This window comes from Thioclava sp., assembly GCF_048263065.1.
Lineage (GTDB): Bacteria > Pseudomonadota > Alphaproteobacteria > Rhodobacterales > Rhodobacteraceae > Thioclava.
In genome coordinates this window covers 127,845-143,477 of sequence record NZ_JBLXEM010000006.1, presented here as the reverse complement: position 1 = coordinate 143,477, position 15,633 = coordinate 127,845, and the positions used below count along the sequence as shown (strand labels likewise).

16 protein-coding genes are annotated in these 15,633 nt (G+C 59.6%); 4 read left to right on the top strand and 12 right to left on the bottom strand.

The features are described 5' to 3' along the window. Positions 1-17: 17 nt before the first annotated feature. Both ACN0SD_RS10690 and ACN0SD_RS10685 read right to left on the bottom strand, forming a co-directional pair. Positions 18-1,037 carry a hypothetical protein gene (locus tag ACN0SD_RS10690; RefSeq protein WP_417808231.1) on the bottom strand — a complete coding sequence of 340 codons (1,020 nt, stop codon included), beginning with the start codon at positions 1,035-1,037 and terminating at the stop codon, positions 18-20. Between the two features lie 107 nt (positions 1,038-1,144). After that, complete coding sequence (locus ACN0SD_RS10685; RefSeq protein ID WP_417808230.1) at positions 1,145-2,782, bottom strand: AMP-binding protein; 1,638 nt, start codon at positions 2,780-2,782, stop codon at positions 1,145-1,147. Between the two features lie 107 nt (positions 2,783-2,889). On the opposite strand from ACN0SD_RS10685, the gene ACN0SD_RS10680 reads away from it, so the two are divergent. Beyond that, positions 2,890-3,537: a sulfotransferase family 2 domain-containing protein gene (locus ACN0SD_RS10680; protein WP_417808229.1), complete on the top strand. Its 648-nt coding sequence runs from the start codon at positions 2,890-2,892 to the stop codon at positions 3,535-3,537. Positions 3,538-3,727: 190 nt separating this feature from the next. Further along, positions 3,728-4,396: a Hint domain-containing protein gene (locus ACN0SD_RS10675; RefSeq protein WP_417808228.1), complete on the top strand. Its 669-nt coding sequence runs from the start codon at positions 3,728-3,730 to the stop codon at positions 4,394-4,396. Positions 4,397-4,567: 171 nt separating this feature from the next. On the opposite strand, the gene ACN0SD_RS10670 is transcribed toward ACN0SD_RS10675, so the two are convergent. The 10 genes from ACN0SD_RS10670 to ACN0SD_RS10625 form a co-directional block, all read right to left on the bottom strand. Beyond that, the gene (locus ACN0SD_RS10670; protein ID WP_417808227.1) at positions 4,568-6,757 is read right to left on the bottom strand and encodes a 3-hydroxyacyl-CoA dehydrogenase NAD-binding domain-containing protein; all 2,190 of its coding nucleotides are present in this window, start codon (positions 6,755-6,757) and stop codon (positions 4,568-4,570) included. An 11-nt stretch (positions 6,758-6,768) separates the two neighbouring features. After that, positions 6,769-7,980, bottom strand: coding sequence for an acetyl-CoA C-acetyltransferase (locus ACN0SD_RS10665; protein ID WP_417808226.1), 1,212 nt, complete (start codon positions 7,978-7,980; stop codon positions 6,769-6,771). 9 nt (positions 7,981-7,989) lie between these two features. Continuing rightward, entirely contained in the window at positions 7,990-8,616 is a 627-nt protein-coding gene (locus ACN0SD_RS10660; RefSeq protein WP_417808225.1) for a glutathione S-transferase family protein, read from the bottom strand. Between the two features lie 165 nt (positions 8,617-8,781). Beyond that, a complete protein-coding gene (locus ACN0SD_RS10655) occupies positions 8,782-9,312 on the bottom strand; it encodes a hypothetical protein (RefSeq protein ID WP_417808224.1) in 531 nt (176 codons plus the stop codon). Between the two features lie 16 nt (positions 9,313-9,328). Continuing rightward, positions 9,329-9,541 carry a hypothetical protein gene (locus ACN0SD_RS10650; RefSeq protein ID WP_417808223.1) on the bottom strand — a complete coding sequence of 71 codons (213 nt, stop codon included), beginning with the start codon at positions 9,539-9,541 and terminating at the stop codon, positions 9,329-9,331. A gap of 80 nt (positions 9,542-9,621) precedes the next feature. Continuing rightward, positions 9,622-9,981, bottom strand: coding sequence for a DUF6404 family protein (locus tag ACN0SD_RS10645; RefSeq protein WP_417808222.1), 360 nt, complete (start codon positions 9,979-9,981; stop codon positions 9,622-9,624). A 157-nt stretch (positions 9,982-10,138) separates the two neighbouring features. Further along, on the bottom strand, positions 10,139-11,914 hold the full coding sequence (locus ACN0SD_RS10640; protein WP_417808221.1) for an acyl-CoA dehydrogenase C-terminal domain-containing protein: 1,776 nt from the start codon (positions 11,912-11,914) through the stop codon (positions 10,139-10,141). A 30-nt stretch (positions 11,915-11,944) separates the two neighbouring features. Beyond that, positions 11,945-12,343: a MerR family transcriptional regulator gene (locus ACN0SD_RS10635; RefSeq protein WP_417808220.1), complete on the bottom strand. Its 399-nt coding sequence runs from the start codon at positions 12,341-12,343 to the stop codon at positions 11,945-11,947. 238 nt (positions 12,344-12,581) lie between these two features. Then, on the bottom strand, positions 12,582-12,950 hold the full coding sequence (locus tag ACN0SD_RS10630) for a MerR family transcriptional regulator (RefSeq protein WP_417808219.1): 369 nt from the start codon (positions 12,948-12,950) through the stop codon (positions 12,582-12,584). An 83-nt stretch (positions 12,951-13,033) separates the two neighbouring features. Further along, on the bottom strand, positions 13,034-13,726 hold the full coding sequence (locus ACN0SD_RS10625; protein ID WP_417808218.1) for a metal-dependent hydrolase: 693 nt from the start codon (positions 13,724-13,726) through the stop codon (positions 13,034-13,036). Between the two features lie 144 nt (positions 13,727-13,870). Here ACN0SD_RS10625 and gatC point away from each other — a divergent pair, with 144 nt between their 5' ends. Both gatC and gatA read left to right on the top strand, forming a co-directional pair. Continuing rightward, a complete protein-coding gene (gatC, locus tag ACN0SD_RS10620; protein WP_038131791.1) occupies positions 13,871-14,158 on the top strand; it encodes an Asp-tRNA(Asn)/Glu-tRNA(Gln) amidotransferase subunit GatC in 288 nt (95 codons plus the stop codon). Beyond that, the gene (gene gatA, locus ACN0SD_RS10615; protein ID WP_417808217.1) at positions 14,155-15,633 is read left to right on the top strand and encodes an Asp-tRNA(Asn)/Glu-tRNA(Gln) amidotransferase subunit GatA; all 1,479 of its coding nucleotides are present in this window, start codon (positions 14,155-14,157) and stop codon (positions 15,631-15,633) included. The genes gatC and gatA overlap by 4 nt, the downstream gene beginning before the upstream one ends.

The window sequence follows — 15,633 nt, the reverse complement described above, 5'->3', positions numbered from 1 at the left end:
TATCGCGGCTGCGCGTTTCAGCGCCCCGTGCAGATGTCTTGCAACGCCACCCATTGCGCATCTGCCAGCACCGGACGGGGGGAGGGTTGGCCTTTGAACGGGTCGGCCTCAATCAGCCCCAGAACCGTTTCGCCCGTCTGGTCCAGCGCATAGGCGTAGGGCGTCGAGCTAACCCCGGCGCTGCGAAAGGCGCGCAGCAACCCGTCTGTCGGCGGTGGCGTGGGTTCTTGGCGCAGCAATTGCTCGGCGTAGGTGTTGATCCCGCTATCGGGCAGATTGCCGGTGGTCAGCAAACGCAGCGCTGCACCGGGGCCAAGTTCGCGCAGCATTCGTTTGAGCGGCGATTGCCCTGCTGCCGCATCCTCGGTCGCGATCAGGTAGCCCGCGACGACCTCGGGAGTGTCTGGCCCCTCAATCGCGTTGCGCCCTATGACGGCCAGTTTGCCCGGCAGCAGCCGCGCGCCCATCAACGCCTCGGGCAGCACGACAATCGTGTCATGGCCGGGCAGGCGTTTGGATAGCGCGGCCAGCGCCTGATCGCCCGAGGGGCTGGTGCAGGGCTGTCCTGCCATCGTGGACAGTTCGGTCAACAGCTTGCGCCCGATCTCGACGCGTTTGGCCTGTGGCGTAATGCGCGCGGCGTGATCGACTAGGGCACCGGGCAGCCAGAACAGCGCCACCGCACCAACGCACAGCACAATGCCGCCAATCAGAAACGAGCGTAGTCGGCCCGGATGGGGGCGTTTGGACTCAATGATGGTGTGCACTTTTTCGATCGCGGCGATCATCACCTCGTCGTCAAGTTCCACGGTTTCGCCGGGCTCATCCGAGGGGGCGTAGATTGCAGGGCGCGCGCCGGGATTGCGCCGGATCATCGCGGGCAGCGACCAATGCGCCAGCGCCGAGCCTGCCTTGGCATCGGAAATCACCAGACTTGCATCGCCCAGTGATAAAATCACATCGCGGCGCTGCGCCTCAGGATCGGCGCGCCAAAGCCCGATGGCTTCAAGACGTTCATATTCGCTTAGGGCGGTCATTGGGACCTGTTGCTGCTCTTGTTGACGCGCAGGATAGCCGATCCTGCCGATGCGTCAATCAGTTGCCGGGTTTCGCGGCGCAGTCCCCGACCGCGCCGCACCCGCGCTCAGACCTGTTCCTGATCGAGTAGTTTCGCCACGGCGCGTAGCTCGAATTTCTGGATCTTGCCAGTCGAGGTCTTGGGCAGATCGGCAAAAATCACGCGCTTGGGCGTCTTGAAGCCCGCAAGGCGTTCGCGGCAGAACTGGATGATCTCGGTTTCGGTGGCCTCGGCCCCGTCCTTGAGTTCGACGAACGCGCAAGGCACCTCGCCCCATTTTTCATCCGGCTTGGCGACGACCGAGGCCAGCGACACCGACGGGTGCGCGGCGATCACACCCTCGACTTCGACAGACGAGACGTTTTCGCCCCCTGAAATGATGATGTCCTTCGCGCGGTCGGTGATCTTGATGTAGCCATCGGGATGCATGAACGCGATGTCGCCGGAATGGAAAACGTCGCCCTCAAACGCCTCGCGCGTGGCTTGCGGGTTCTTGTAATAACCCTTCATCACCATATTGCCGCGCATCACGATCTCGCCCAGATGGGCGGCGTCGCGCGTCACCTCTTTGCCATGATCATGCACGGTCACGGTTTCCATCATTGCCATCATAACGCCGGTGCGTGCCTTCAGGCTGGCGCGTTCGTCGCCCGCGGCGCCATCCCATGCGGGCTTCCATGTGCATTCCACCGAGGGCCCGTAGGTTTCCGTCAGGCCGTAGGTTTGCGTGACGTTAAAGCCCAGCGGTTCAACGGCGGCCAAAGTCGAGGCCGGGGGCGGTGCGCCTGCGGTGAACACCTCGACGATGTGATCAAAAGCGCGGCGGTCTGCGTCTTTGGCATTGACGATGGTATTGAGAACAATCGGCGCGCCGCCGAAATGGCTGACACCATGATCGGCGATTGCGTCATAGATCGCCTTGGCGGTGACGTCACGACAGCAAACAACCGTGCCCCCTAGCATCGGCACCATCCAGGGATGGGTCCAGCTATTGCAGTGAAACAGCGGCACGATGGTCAGCAAAACCGGGTAAAGTTGCATCCGCCACGACACCATATTGCCGATGGTGGACAGATAGGCACCGCGATGGTGATAGACCACGCCCTTGGGGCGCCCCGTCGTGCCCGAGGTATAATTCAGCGCGATGCTTTCCCATTCATCCTGCGGCATGGTCCAGTCAAACATCGGATCGCCCTTGGCCAGCAGCGCCTCGTATTCCAGATAATGGCCGGTCGGCTCGAACCCGTGCTCAGGATCGGCGACCTCGATGATCTGGGGTGCTGCGCCGGACATCGCCTTAAGCGCCTCTTCGGCAAGCGGCAAAAGCGCCGTGTCGCACAGCACAAGCTTGGCTCCGCCATGTTCAAAGATATAGGCGATGGTCGCGACGTCGAGCCGGGTATTGATCGCATTCAGGATGGCACCGCAGGCGGGCACACCGAAATGGGCCTCGACTTGGGGTAGGGTGTTGGGCAGCAGCGTGGCCACCACATCGCCCGGCGCGATCCCGCGCGCCTTAAGCGCCGATGCAAGCTGGCTGACGCGTGCGTGATAATCGACGTAAGTCAGTTGGCGCGTCCCGTAGATCACCGCCGTGCGTTCGGGAAATACGTCAAGCGCGCGGTTCAGGTGGGACAAGGGAGTCAGAGGAACGTAGTTCGCCGCGCATTTCTCCAGACCTGTTTCGTCAGCAAGCCAGCCCATGAATTCCTCCTCCGGTAATATCCTTGCATATTTACTGCCTCTGACGACGGAATGTGAAGGGGGCAGAATGCTTTTCGTCGATCACACTTGACGCTAAAGTTGCCGGCATGATCGTCTCGCATGGCCGCCGCTATATCTTTGTTCATATTCCCAAGACGGGGGGCACGGCGCTGGCGCTGGCGCTGGAGGCGCGCGCGATGGCCGATGATATTCTGATCGGGGACACGCCCAAGGCGCGCCGTCGCAAGGGACGGCTGGCGGACGTGCAAACGGCGGGGCGCTTGTGGAAACACAGCACGCTGGCGGATGGGATCGGGCTTTATAGTGCGGCCGAGGCGCAGAGCTATTTCACCTTCACTCTGGTGCGCAATCCGTGGGATCGGCTGGTGAGCTATTATCACTGGCTGCGCAAACAGCGGTTTGACCATCCGGCGGTGACACTGGCCAAGGCGCGGGACTTCTCGGATTTTTTGACCGCGCCGCATACTCAAGCCTCAATCGCGGCTTCCCCCTATGGCAGCTATTTGACCGGACCGGATCGCGTTGAACATTGCAATGCGTTCATACGCCTTGAGCATGCAGAGCAAGACGCCGCCCCGCTTGAGGCGCATCTGGGTTTCTCCATCACGCCCTTCGCTCAAAGCAATGCCTCGGATCGGGCACCCGATTGGCGGGGCTATTACAGCGACGCCGATCACGCCCTTGTCGCGCGACTTTGTGCGCCCGACATCGCGCGCTTTGGATATTCTTTTTAATCCCGAGTTGAAAATCTGCTGATTAATCGCCGCGCAAGTCGCAATCACGCTTAATCGCGCCGAATTGTTGCCGCAATTTGCACAGTGCCTTTTTTGCGCCGCTTTTGCGCCCACGAATCATCGCGGGAATCACTTCGACTGAACACATCGGGAAATGCACCCTTCGGGGCTCTTCAGAAGGAAGACGGATATGTTCGGGACTGCCGCCAAAGCTCGTCAAGACGCCGATGACTTCGACGCCATGCTGTCGAATGCCGCAGGGCACGCCTCGGGTGTGAACCAAAGCGAGGGGATCATTGCTGGCACGCGGATTGCGACCGAGATGGGCTGGCGTCCGGTTGAGGGGATCGTGGCGGGCGACATCGTGATGACATTCGATCACGGTCCGCGCCCGGTGGTGGCTGTCAAACGCATGCAGCTATGGCTTGGCTCCAATAACTGCCCGCGCCATTTGCAACCGCTCGCCGTTCCCGTCGGCGCGCTAGGCAATGCCACCGCGATGCTTCTCCTGCCCGAGCAGACCGTCTTGGTGGAAAGTGATCTGGCGGAGTCGGTGTTTGGCGACCCCTTTGCGCTGATCCCGGCGGCTGCCCTTGAAGGGTATCGCGGCATTGACCGCATCACGCCGCACCAAAAGGTTGAGGTCGTAGTGCTGGAATTTGATCGCGATGAGGTGATTTACGCCAATGGCACCGGCATGATCCATTGCAGCTCGGTCAGTGCAGGCAGCCTGAACGCGATGATCGAACCCGCCCCCGCGATGTATGAGGCGCTGCCGCTTGAAATGGCGCGTTCAATCGTGGCGGAGATGATCGAAGACGATATGATTTCTGAAAGCTACGCCTACGCCGCCGAATAAGCGTCCTGCTTTCCCGATAGTCAAAACCGCCGCGACCCGAAAAGGGCGCGGCGGTTTGCGTTCGCGGGTTTGGTGGCATGAAAACGCCGGGGTCTTTGCAGACTCCGGCGCTTCATATCGACCCGGGAAAGTGCAGGGAACCGCGCCTTGCCCCGGTCTGTCGTGTTGCGATCAGGCGGCTTTTGCAGCCTGACCTTTGCCAAAGCGGCCATAGAACGTGTCGCCCTTGGCTGCGATGTCGCGCAGGAGGGCCGGGGCCTCAAAGCGTGCACCATATTGCTTGGTGAGCGCGTCGTAGATCTCGACCGCTTTGCCTGCGCCAAGGATATCGAGCCATGAGAACGGGCCACCTGACCACGGCGCAAAGCCCCAGCCAAGGATGGCGCCTACGTCACCCTCGCGGATGTCTTCCAGCACGCCCTGTTCAAAGGCACGCACTGCTTCCAGCACTTGCGCCATCAACAGGCGGTGCTGGACGTGGGTCACATCGGGTTGCTCATCGGCGCGCGGGAATTTGGCATCCAGACCTTCCCATAGACCCTGACGCTTGCCCTTGTCGTCATACTCGTAAAAGCCCGCATTGGATTTGCGCCCCATCCGGCCCTGATCGGCCATCCAGAACAGCACGTCATCGATCGCCCCATCCGGGTAATCATCGCCCATCGCCGCCTTGGTCGCCTTGGCAATTTTCACGCCCAGATCAATCGAAGTCTCATCGACCAGTTGCAGCGGCCCCAGCGGCAGCCCCACCTGCGTCGCGGCATGTTCAACCAGCGTCGGGTTCACCCCTTCGGCCAGCATGCGGATACCCTCGTTGATATAGGGAATGATGCAGCGGTTGGCGTAGAAGAAGCGCGCATCATTGACCACGATCGGCGTCTTGCGGATCTGGCGCACGAAATCAAGCGCCTTAGCCACGGCCACCGGACCGGTCTGTTCGCCTTTGATGATCTCGACCAGCAGCATTTTGTCGACAGGCGAGAAGAAGTGAATGCCGATGAACTGCTCGGGGCGCGCGCTGGCCTTGGCCAGTTCGGTGATCGGCAGGGTCGAGGTGTTGGTGGCAAAAATCGCGGTTTTGGGAATGACCGCTTCGGTCTTCTTGGTGACCTCAGCCTTGACGCCCATATCTTCGAACACCGCCTCAACGATCAGATCGCAGCCCTCAAGGGCGGCGTAATCGGTGGTCGCGGTGATGCGGCCCAGCACTTGGGCTTTCTTCTCCTCAGTCACCTTTTTGCGCGAGATCCCCTTGTCGAGGATGCCCTCGGAGTAAGATTTCCCGCGATCGGCGGCCTCTTGGGCGTTGTCGATCAGCACGACTTCAATCCCGGCATTGGCGCTGACATAGGCAATCCCCGCGCCCATCATGCCCGCACCCAGAATGCCGACCTTTTTCACGGTCTGATCGGGTGCATCGGGGCGGTTTGCGCCTTTTTCCAGCGCGCCCTTGTTGATGAAGAGCGAACGGATCATCGCCGTCGAAGACGGGTTCAGCAGAACGTTGGTGAACCAGCGCGCCTCGATCTTGATCGCCTGATCGAAGGGCACAAGCGCGCCCTCATACACCGCCGAAAGCAACGCCTTCGGGGCGGGATACACACCGCTGGTCTTGCCATGCACCATCGCGGAAGCGCCGACAAAGGTCATAAAGCCCGCCGGGTGATAGGGCGCGCCGCCGGGCATTTTGTAGCCCTTGGCATCCCAAGGTTTCACCAGATCGGCGTCCTTGGCGTTCAAGACCCAGTCTTTCGCAGCCGCAACCGGATCATCGACCACCTCGTCGATCAGACCGGCTGCTTTGGCTTTCTTCGGGTCAGACAGCTTGCCTTCCAGCAGGAAGGGGGCCGCAACCATTGCGCCCAGCTTGCGCGAAAGGCGCGTTGTGCCGCCACCGCCGGGGAAAATACCGACCATGATTTCCGGCAGCCCGATTTTGGCCTTGGGGTTGTCGGCAGCAAAGATGCGATGGGTCGAGAGCGGCAGTTCCAGACCGATCCCCAGCGCGGTGCCGGGAAGGGCGGCCGCAATCGGCTTGCCACCCTTATTTGTCTTCGGGTCCATCCCGGCGCGCTCAATCTTGCGCAGGACGTGGTGCATGCTCATCACGCCGTCAAAGATCGCCTGCGCGCCGCCTTCGCGCATCTGCGCGATGACATTGAGATCCATTCCGCCTGCGAAATCGGGCTTGCCCGAGGTGATCACCACGCCTTTGCAGGCGTCATCGGCCAGCGCTTTGTCGATGAAGCTGTCGAGAAGGGTGAACCCCTCCATGCTCATCACATTCATTGATTTCTCGGGGACGTCCCAAGTGATGATGGCAACGCCGTCGCTGCCCAGTTCGTATTTGAAATCAGCCATTTGTCCCTCCCTCACACGCGTTCGATGATGGTGGCGGCACCCATGCCGGACGCCACGCACAGCGTTGCCAGACCGGTGCTCAGATCGCGCCGTTCCAATTCATCCAGAAGCGTGCCGATGATGATTGCGCCCGTGGCGCCCAGCGGGTGACCCATTGCGATTGCACCGCCATTCACGTTCACTTTGCTCGCGTCGACATTGAAGAACTGCATGAAGCGCAGGACAACGGCGGCGAAGGCCTCGTTCACCTCGAACAGGTCGATGTCGGAAATCGACATGCCGCTGTCTTTCAGGATCTTCTCGGTCACCGGCACCGGGCCGGTCAGCATGATCGTGGGATCGGTGCCGATCTTGGCGGTGGCGCGAATGCGGGCACGCGGTTTCAGGCCATGCGCTTCACCGAATTCCTTGTTGCCGATCAAGATTGCCGAGGCACCATCCACGATGCCGGACGAGTTGCCCGCGTGGTGGACGTGGTTGATGTGATCGAGATGGGGGTATTTCAGCATCGCGACCTTATCAAAACCCGGCATCACCTCGCCCATGTCTTTGAAGCTCGGCTTCAGCGCGCCCAAGGTTTCCATCGTTGTGCCCGGACGGGGGAACTCGTCATGATCAAGAATGACGAGGCCGTTTTGATCGACAACCGGCACGATGGATTTCGCGAAACGGTTATCCTTGATCGCCTCAATAGCGCGACGCTGGCTTTCAACGCCAAGCGCGTCCACGTCTTCGCGGCTAAAGCCGTATTCGGTGGCGATAATGTCCGCCGAAATACCCTGCGGGACGAAATAGGTTTTCATCGCGAGCTGCGGGTCAACGGCAATCGCTGCGCCGTCCGAGCCCATCGCAACACGGCCCATCATTTCCACGCCACCTGCAATATAGCCATTGCCAGCGCCGCCCTTGATCTGGTTGGCGGCGATGTTCACTGCCTCCATCGCCGAGGCGCAAAAGCGGTTGATCGACAGGCCGGGGATGCGTTCATCCAAATCCGACAGCAACACCGCCGAACGGGCAAGACAGCCGCCCTGCTCCATGACCTGCGTGGCATTGCCCCAGATCACATCCTCGACCGCGTGGCCCTCTAGGCCGTTGCGTTCCTTAACCGCGTTCAGCAGTCGGGCGGACAACGCCACCGAGGTGACCTCGTGGAGCGATCCGTCTTTGCGGCCCTTACCCCGAGGGGTGCGCGCTGCGTCATAAATATAGGCTTCCGTCATGGTTCCTCCTTACGCCCGGTCGGAAGGATTGCCGGGCATCAAATCATAGGGGTGTTTCCAGCCGGGCAGGGCGGCGATGCCGTCCAGCCAATGGCTGATATTGGGGAAATCTTTACGCGCGAACCCGAAGGGCTCGGGGTAATACAGGTAGCCGCAGCAGGCGAAATCCGCGATGGACGGGGCATCGCCCACGATCCAGTCGCGACCCGCCAGATGGGCTTCAAGCGTGGCGAGTGCGGTCAAAACGCGGCCCTTGAGCCATTTGATCGCCTCCTGAGGGCGCTTGTCCTCAGGAAGGAAGTTCATCAGGAATCGCAAGCCGCCTTGTTGGCCCGTGCCCTTCTGTGCGTCCCAGAACATCCAGCGCAGCATCTCATTGCGGTCATCGGCCAGAAATTTGCCGGTCTTTTCCGCAATATGCAGCTGGATCACGCTCGATTGGGTCAACGTCAGATCGGCTTCAACGAAAACGGGGGCCTCGCCCATTTCGTTGAGCGCGCGATAGTCGGGGCTGCGCGCCTCGCCATTGAAGAAGTCGACATAGTGCGGCTGCCAGTCATAGCCCGCCATCTCCATCGTCAGCGCCGCCTTATAGGCGTTGCCCGATTCTCCAAAGCAGTACAGTTTTGCGGTCATGCGACCTCCCCCTCGTCTACCATCAATCTGGCGCGTAAGTGACGCAAACGTAAGCCCCTTGCAGGCATTTCGCCGCAACGTCATTCCACCACGACGTCGCGTCCAACGCGAGAGCGCGCGTGACGTTCCGTTGCGAAAGATGAAGTTAAGGTGAAGTGCGGGCGGCTATTGCAGCGCTTCTTCAGTGTCTTTGGGGAAGGTGATGGCGCGGAAATCGGGGTAGGTTTTGCGCAACAGCGCCAGCTGTGCGGGGCTATCTAGGCGGATCAGATACCATTCGGCATTGTCTTGTAGCGCCAAGGTGGTGTCGGTGCGCCGCAAGGCGCCGCGACCGGGAATTTCGATAACCGAGGTCGTCGGGATCGTGGCATAGGCGCGCCCCGCCTTGGTGTGCCCGCTTTGCATCGCCGAGACATCCATGTCGAAACTATCAATCACAACCGGCGCCATCGCCTTGTCGATCTGCGTTTCCATCTGGCTTTCCAGCGCATCGACGCCAAGGTGAGATTGCGCAGCCAAGGCGCGCATCATCCTGGGCGGCACGGTGTCGAAAAACACATCGTAATTCTTGTGTTGCACCGCGCGCACGAACCCCGCAGCCTCTTGGATGATCGTGTTGCGATCCGTCGCATCAAAGGCAAACGCGGGCAAATTGGTTGCCAAAAATAGCACACTCGCAAGGATCAGACGGGGCATTTCGAATCTTTCGCGCCTAGGCTTTGCGCTCGGGCAGTTCCGCTTTGAACAGCCGCAGCCTGTGGTTGAGGTTCTCGTGATCGGTCACGGAATTGAAATGTTCGAAGATAAAGGTCAAGGCCTCGTCCGGGGTGATCTCGGCTTCTTGAGCGAACCGATTGAGGCGGCGATAGGCGTCATTGGTCATCGCCACGGGAAAACGACGGGTCAGTTTCAGGCGTTTGGGCATGGATGGCTCCGGCAATCAGGATTTGCGCCAATCTAAGGAACATAGCAGGGCCTGACCATGCCCGTTTCCTATAGCCGGGATCAAAACTGTTCCCAGTCGCTCAGCCCCAGCTTGCGTTTGCGCCAGAGTTGCATGATCGTGCTGAGGCTGCCCAAAAGCAGCGCGCCCATCACAAGCGCCACCGTATGCGCCCCGAAGGTCAGGCCGGTCGTCCAGCTAAGCAAGTGATCCACGAGGATCTGCGTAATAGCAAAGCCCATCGCATACAGCAGCAGACTTTGCTGCCAAGACAGATACAGGACCGGGCGCGGCTCTAGCCCCGTCCAATGTAATAGATGCGTCCATATATCCGGGCCTGAAGCACGAAGCACTCCGCGCGCCCTCAACTCGGCACGCGCGGCCGCATAGCGGCGATTGGTTTCAGCGATTCCCATCTGCATGGCGATATCATTCCCCTGACGCGTCCAAGGGTAGCGCGCAGGGCGGCGCGCGCAATGAACAGAGCGCACACGCGCCCGCACATGACAGTGAGATAAAATTGAAGCGGCGAGCCTAAGCCCGCCGCGATTTGTTGCAATTGTGAGACGCTTGGCGTGATCAGAACTGATCGTCAGCCAGCGCCATAACCGGATCGGCACCGCTTTCAATGCGGGCCAGATGGGTCGCGCAGGCAGGCAGTTGGCGCGCCATATAGTAGCGCCCCGTGGCGATCTTGCCCTCGTAGAACGCAGTGTCGCTCGCGCCATTATCCAGCGCGGTATAGGCTGCTTTTGCCATCCGCGTCCACATCAGGCCAAGGCAGACATGGCCCATCAGATGCATGAAATCATAGCTACCCGACAGCGCGGCGTTGGGGTTTTTCATGCCGTTTTGCATAAAGAACATGCCCGCTGTCTGAAGCTGTTTGCTGGCCGCTTTTAGCGCATCGGTGAACGGTTTCATGCGTTCGTCATCGTCATGCGCCTTGCACTCGGTCTTGACCATCTCAAAGAAGGCCATGACGTGCTTGCCGCCGTCTTGCGCCAGCTTGCGTCCGACCAGATCAAGCGCCTGAATGCCGTTCGCGCCCTCATAAATCATTGCGATGCGGGCGTCGCGCACATGCTGCGACATCGGCCAATCTTCGGTGTAGCCATGCCCGCCAAACACTTGCTGGGCCTGCACCGCAGTCTCAAAGCCCTTGTCGGTCAGAAACCCTTTGATCACCGGAGTCATCAGCGAGATCAGGCCGTCGGCCTCTTTATCATTAGCCTTATGAACGCGGTCGATCAGATGTGCGCCCCAGAAAGTAAACGCGCGCGCGCCTTCGACAAAGCTTTTCTGATCCATCAGACTACGGCGCACATCGGGGTGCACGATGATCGGATCTGCGGCCTTGTCCGGGGCAACGGCACCGGTCACGGCGCGGCCTTGTAGACGGTCTTTGGCATAGGCCACGGCCTCTTGATAGGCGGCCTCGCCCACGGCGTAGCCTTGCAGGCCCACGCCTAGACGCGCCTCGTTCATCATCGTGAACATCGCGCGCATGCCTTTGTGCAGATCGCCCAGCAGCCAGCCTTTGGCGCTGTCATAGTTCATCACGCAGGTTGCGTTGCCGTGGATGCCCATCTTTTCTTCAAGCTTGCCAACCGAGACGCCGTTGCGCTCGCCCAAGGAGCCATCGTCGTTCACCAAGATTTTCGGCACGATGAACAGCGACACACTTTTGAGACCTTCACCGCCGCCCGGCGTTTTTGCCAGCACCAGATGGATGACGTTCTCGGACAGATCATGATCGCCCGCCGAGATGAAAATTTTGGTGCCAGTGATCAGATACGAGCCATCATCCTGCGGCTCGGCCTTGGTGCGCATGAGGCCCAGATCGGTGCCGCAATGGGGCTCGGTCAGGTTCATCGTGCCGGTCCAGTCGCAGGTGACCATTTTGGGCAGGTAAGTCGATTTCTGCTCGCCCGTTCCATGCGTATGGATCGCGGAATAGGCACCGTGCGTCAGGCCTTGATACATGTTGAACGCCATATTGGCCGAGACGAACATCTCACCGACTGCGCAGTTGAGCACATAAGGCATGCCCTGACCGCCATATTCGGGGTCGCAATCAAGCGCGGTCCAGCCACCCTCTTTCATCGCGGCGAACGCCTTGTCGAATCCTTTGGGGGTGCGCACCACGCCGTTTTCCAACACGCAGCCTTCTTTGTCGCCCACTTCGTTGAGCGGTGCGAGCACCTCGGCGCTGACCTTGCCAGCGGCTTCGAGAACGGCCTCGGTGAAATCGGGCTCCATCTCTTCGTAGCCCGGAATATCGGTCTGCGAGATTTTCAGAACCTCTTGCAGAACGAATTGCATATCCTTGGTGTTGGCGGTGAAATTCGGCATGGCGTCCTCCCGGTTTTCGTCAATCGCGGATTAGGCCGCGTCGGTTTGGCGCGCCTTATCCAGTTGTTTCTCGGCCCAGCCGATTTGCTCGGCCAGTTCGGAAATGGCTTGCCCCAGCTCATCGCGCTGGCGGGACATCTCCGACATACGTTGCTGAGCGATCTTGATCGTCTCGTTCAGCTGCGTCTTTTGCTGATCGCCCATTTCGTACAGATCCAGCAGCTGGCGGATATCCTCCAGACTAAACCCGAAACGCTTGCCGCGCAGGATCAGTTTCAGCCTTGCGCGATCACGTCGCGTAAATAGCCGTTTCTGTCCCTCGCGAATGGGAAACAGCAACTCCTTACTTTCGTAGAACCGTAAGGTGCGCGGCGTCACGTTGAACGCGTCACACATCTCGCGGATCGTCAAAACTTCGTCTTCGGTCATGCTCACAGCCCCGTGCTTCCTTAGCGTAATGCAAAGGGGCAAATCATACGACCGCCCCCACATTACAAGACTTCTTGACGCGCACGTCACCGTAACGTGGCGTCACTCATACAGTGACGTGATGTCAGAAACTTTTTACCATTCGGTTAGGAAATATTCTTTCGCCGAATGCAACACAAATTATCAAGCCCGCTTGAGTGTTTTCGAGCAGGATGATGTTAAGGAATGCATTTTGCGATCAGGAATCAAGAGGATGTGCGACTTGATCACGCAATTGTCGCAGGTCTTCAATTGCGCTGTCGAGTTCGTCTCGTTGCGCTTTGAGCACATCCAATTGGCGGTCGGCCAGTTCGATCCAGACGCGGTTTTGCTCGTCCGTGCCCTTCTGGTCGTAGATTTGCAGCCATTGCCGCAACTCTTCGAGGGAAAATCCAAAGCGACGACCGCGTAGGATCAGGGTCATGCGGGCGATCTCACGGGGGCCGTAGAACCGCGAGCGCCCCTCCTTTTGCGGGCTTAGCAGTTCGATATACTCGTAATAGCGCAAGGTGCGTGGCGTCACGTCAAAGCGCTCGCACATTTCCTTGAATGTCAGCAAATCGGACATACTGCCTCTCCTCTTGAGGCCGAAATCTAGCGCGCCGGGCGGCGCTCTTCAAGCGATCCTGCGCTGCCCGGAAACGCGATTTGTTAAATCTTGATGGGTTTGAGGATTTCAGGTTCAATCACATCAACGTCCGGCAAGGCGTCAATCAGCGGTTGCGCCGATTGTTCAAGCAGGTCGAAGGTTTTGTAATGACACGGGATTACGGCCTTGAAATCAAAGTATTTCTTCGCCGCCCAGCCCGCGCGCGCCATGTCCATCGTATAGTGGCCGCCCGCCGAGAGAATTCCGATATCGGGTGTGTGCAACTCACCCATCCACGCCATATCCGCCATAATGTCGGTGTCGCCGGTAATATAAATCGTGTGCCCTTCTGCCGCGATCATAAATCCTGCAGGCTGCCCGGCATACACCAAGCCACTCTCTTTATAATCAATCGAGGCCGAATGCGTGGCGTTCACCATCGTCACCTTTGCATCGCCGATATCGACCGTGCCGCCTTTGCCGAAACCCACCGTTTGTGCGCCATCCGCGCCCAGAATTATCGACAGTTCATGGATGCAATAGACCGGAATGCCCAATTCCTTGGAAATTGGCGCTGCGTCGCCAGCGTGATCGCCATGGCCGTGCGTCAGCAGAATATGGGTTGCTCCCTTGATTGCCTCGCCGCGCTTGTCTGCGGGAAATACGGGTGAGCCAGTCAGAAACGGGTCGAGCAAAATCACTGTGTCGCCCGTCTCAATGCGAAAGCCGGAATGGCCGAGCCAAGTCAGTTTCATCTTTGGTCCTCCTTTTGGGTTTGTCCTAAGTTTAGGGCGTAAATTCGCGCGTGACAGGGGGGTAGCCGCTCACAATCTGGCGGGGCGCTTGAAAGCGGTTGATGCACGGGCTAAACCGCGATCCAAGAATAGCGGAGAAACCCAATGTCCATTGATATCGACACCGCGCGCAAGGTGGCGCATCTGGCCCGGATCCGGGTGCCCGAAGATCACCTGCCCGCGCTTGCATCCGAGTTGTCCAACATCCTGACCTTCATGGAGCAGCTCAACGAGGTTGACGTCGAGGGTGTCGAGCCGATGACCTCGGTGACGCCGATGCGCCTGAAACGGCGCGAAGATGTGGTCACCGATGGCGGTTATCCTGAGAAAATTCTGAAAAACGCCCCCGATGCCCGCGAGGGCTTCTTTGCTGTGCCGAAGGTGGTCGAATGAGCCTGAATAAACTGACGATTGCCGATGCGCGCGATGCATTGGCCAAGGGCGATCTGACCTCGGTGGAACTGACTGAGGCGTGTTTGGGCGAAATCGAAGGGGCAGGGGCGCTGAATGCGTTTGTGCACAAAACTCCCGAGATCGCGCTGGATCAGGCCAAGGCTGCCGATGCGCGGATCAAATCTGGCGATGCGCCTGCGATGTGCGGCATCCCGTTGGGCATCAAGGACCTGTTCGCAACCAAGGGTGTGGCGACTCAGGCTGCCTCGAACATCCTCGAAGGGTTCGAGCCGGAATACGAATCGACCGTGACGCAGAACCTGTGGAATGCGGGCGCGGTGATGTTGGGCAAGCTCAACATGGACGAATTCGCGATGGGCTCGAGCAACGAAACCGCTTGCTATGGCAATGTCGTGAACCCGTGGAAGGTCGATGATCGGCAGTTGACGCCGGGCGGCTCTTCGGGTGGCTCGGCAGCGGCTGTGGCAGCAGATTTGTGCCTGGCCGCGACGGGCACCGATACCGGCGGCTCGATCCGCCAGCCTGCCGCGTTCACCGGCATCGTGGGTATCAAGCCGACTTACGGGCGTGTGTCGCGCTGGGGTGTGGTGGCCTTTGCCTCCAGCCTCGATCAGGCCGGGCCGATGACGAAATCGGTGCGCGATGCGGCGATCATGTTGGGCACGATGTGCAGCCATGATCCCAAGGATTCGACCTCTGCCGATATCCTTGTGCCCGATTTCGAAGCGGCGCTGACGGGCGATATTCGCGGCAAGAAGATCGGTATCCCCAAGGAATATCGTCTGGATGGCATGCCCGCCGAGATCGAAACCCTCTGGGAAAACGGCATCGCGATGCTGAAAGATGCAGGCGCCGAGATTGTCGATATCTCGCTGCCGCATACGAAATACGCGCTGCCCGCCTATTACGTGGTGGCTCCTGCCGAGGCGTCCTCGAACCTCGCACGCTATGACGGCGTGCGCTATGGCCACCGCGCCAAGCTGGCCGCGGGTGAGGGCATCACCGACATGTATGAAAAAACCCGCGCCGAGGGCTTTGGCGCCGAGGTTCAGCGCCGCGTGATGATCGGCACCTATGTGCTGAGCGCGGGCTTTTACGACGCCTATTACAACCGCGCCCGCAAGGTGCGTGCCCTGATCAAACGCGATTTTGAGCAGGTCTTTGCCCAAGGGATTGACGCGATCCTGACGCCCGCCACGCCGTCTTCGGCCTTCGGTCTGGGCGAGATGGCAAATGCCGATCCGGTCGCGATGTATCTCAATGATGTGTTTACCGTAACGGTGAACCTTGCGGGTCTGCCGGGCATTTCGGTGCCCTGCGGTCTGGATGCCAAGGGCTTGCCGCTGGGTCTGCAACTGATCGGGCGTCCGTGGGAAGAAGGGGAACTTTTGAACCACGCACACGTTTTGGAGCAGGCGGCAGGCTTTGCCGCGAAACCGAATAAATGGTGGTGA

What these genes read in the sequence shown, in the direction of transcription:
- ACN0SD_RS10670 (WP_417808227.1), bottom strand. Translation starts at nt 6,757, where the DNA reads ATGGCTGATTTCAAATACGAACTGGGCAGCGACGGCGTTGCCATCATC.
- ACN0SD_RS10635 (WP_417808220.1), bottom strand. Translation starts at nt 12,343, where the DNA reads ATGACCGAAGACGAAGTTTTGACGATCCGCGAGATGTGTGACGCGTTC.
- ACN0SD_RS10660 (WP_417808225.1), bottom strand. Translation starts at nt 8,616, where the DNA reads ATGACCGCAAAACTGTACTGCTTTGGAGAATCGGGCAACGCCTATAAG.
- ACN0SD_RS10690 (WP_417808231.1), bottom strand. Translation starts at nt 1,037, where the DNA reads ATGACCGCCCTAAGCGAATATGAACGTCTTGAAGCCATCGGGCTTTGG.
- ACN0SD_RS10650 (WP_417808223.1), bottom strand. Translation starts at nt 9,541, where the DNA reads ATGCCCAAACGCCTGAAACTGACCCGTCGTTTTCCCGTGGCGATGACC.
- ACN0SD_RS10685 (WP_417808230.1), bottom strand. Translation starts at nt 2,782, where the DNA reads ATGGGCTGGCTTGCTGACGAAACAGGTCTGGAGAAATGCGCGGCGAAC.
- ACN0SD_RS10640 (WP_417808221.1), bottom strand. Translation starts at nt 11,914, where the DNA reads ATGCCGAATTTCACCGCCAACACCAAGGATATGCAATTCGTTCTGCAA.
- ACN0SD_RS10625 (WP_417808218.1), bottom strand. Translation starts at nt 13,726, where the DNA reads ATGAAACTGACTTGGCTCGGCCATTCCGGCTTTCGCATTGAGACGGGC.
- ACN0SD_RS10655 (WP_417808224.1), bottom strand. Translation starts at nt 9,312, where the DNA reads ATGCCCCGTCTGATCCTTGCGAGTGTGCTATTTTTGGCAACCAATTTG.
- ACN0SD_RS10680 (WP_417808229.1), top strand. Translation starts at nt 2,890, where the DNA reads ATGATCGTCTCGCATGGCCGCCGCTATATCTTTGTTCATATTCCCAAG.
- ACN0SD_RS10665 (WP_417808226.1), bottom strand. Translation starts at nt 7,980, where the DNA reads ATGACGGAAGCCTATATTTATGACGCAGCGCGCACCCCTCGGGGTAAG.
- gatC (WP_038131791.1), top strand. Translation starts at nt 13,871, where the DNA reads ATGTCCATTGATATCGACACCGCGCGCAAGGTGGCGCATCTGGCCCGG.
- ACN0SD_RS10645 (WP_417808222.1), bottom strand. Translation starts at nt 9,981, where the DNA reads ATGCAGATGGGAATCGCTGAAACCAATCGCCGCTATGCGGCCGCGCGT.
- gatA (WP_417808217.1), top strand. Translation starts at nt 14,155, where the DNA reads ATGAGCCTGAATAAACTGACGATTGCCGATGCGCGCGATGCATTGGCC.
- ACN0SD_RS10675 (WP_417808228.1), top strand. Translation starts at nt 3,728, where the DNA reads ATGTTCGGGACTGCCGCCAAAGCTCGTCAAGACGCCGATGACTTCGAC.
- ACN0SD_RS10630 (WP_417808219.1), bottom strand. Translation starts at nt 12,950, where the DNA reads ATGTCCGATTTGCTGACATTCAAGGAAATGTGCGAGCGCTTTGACGTG.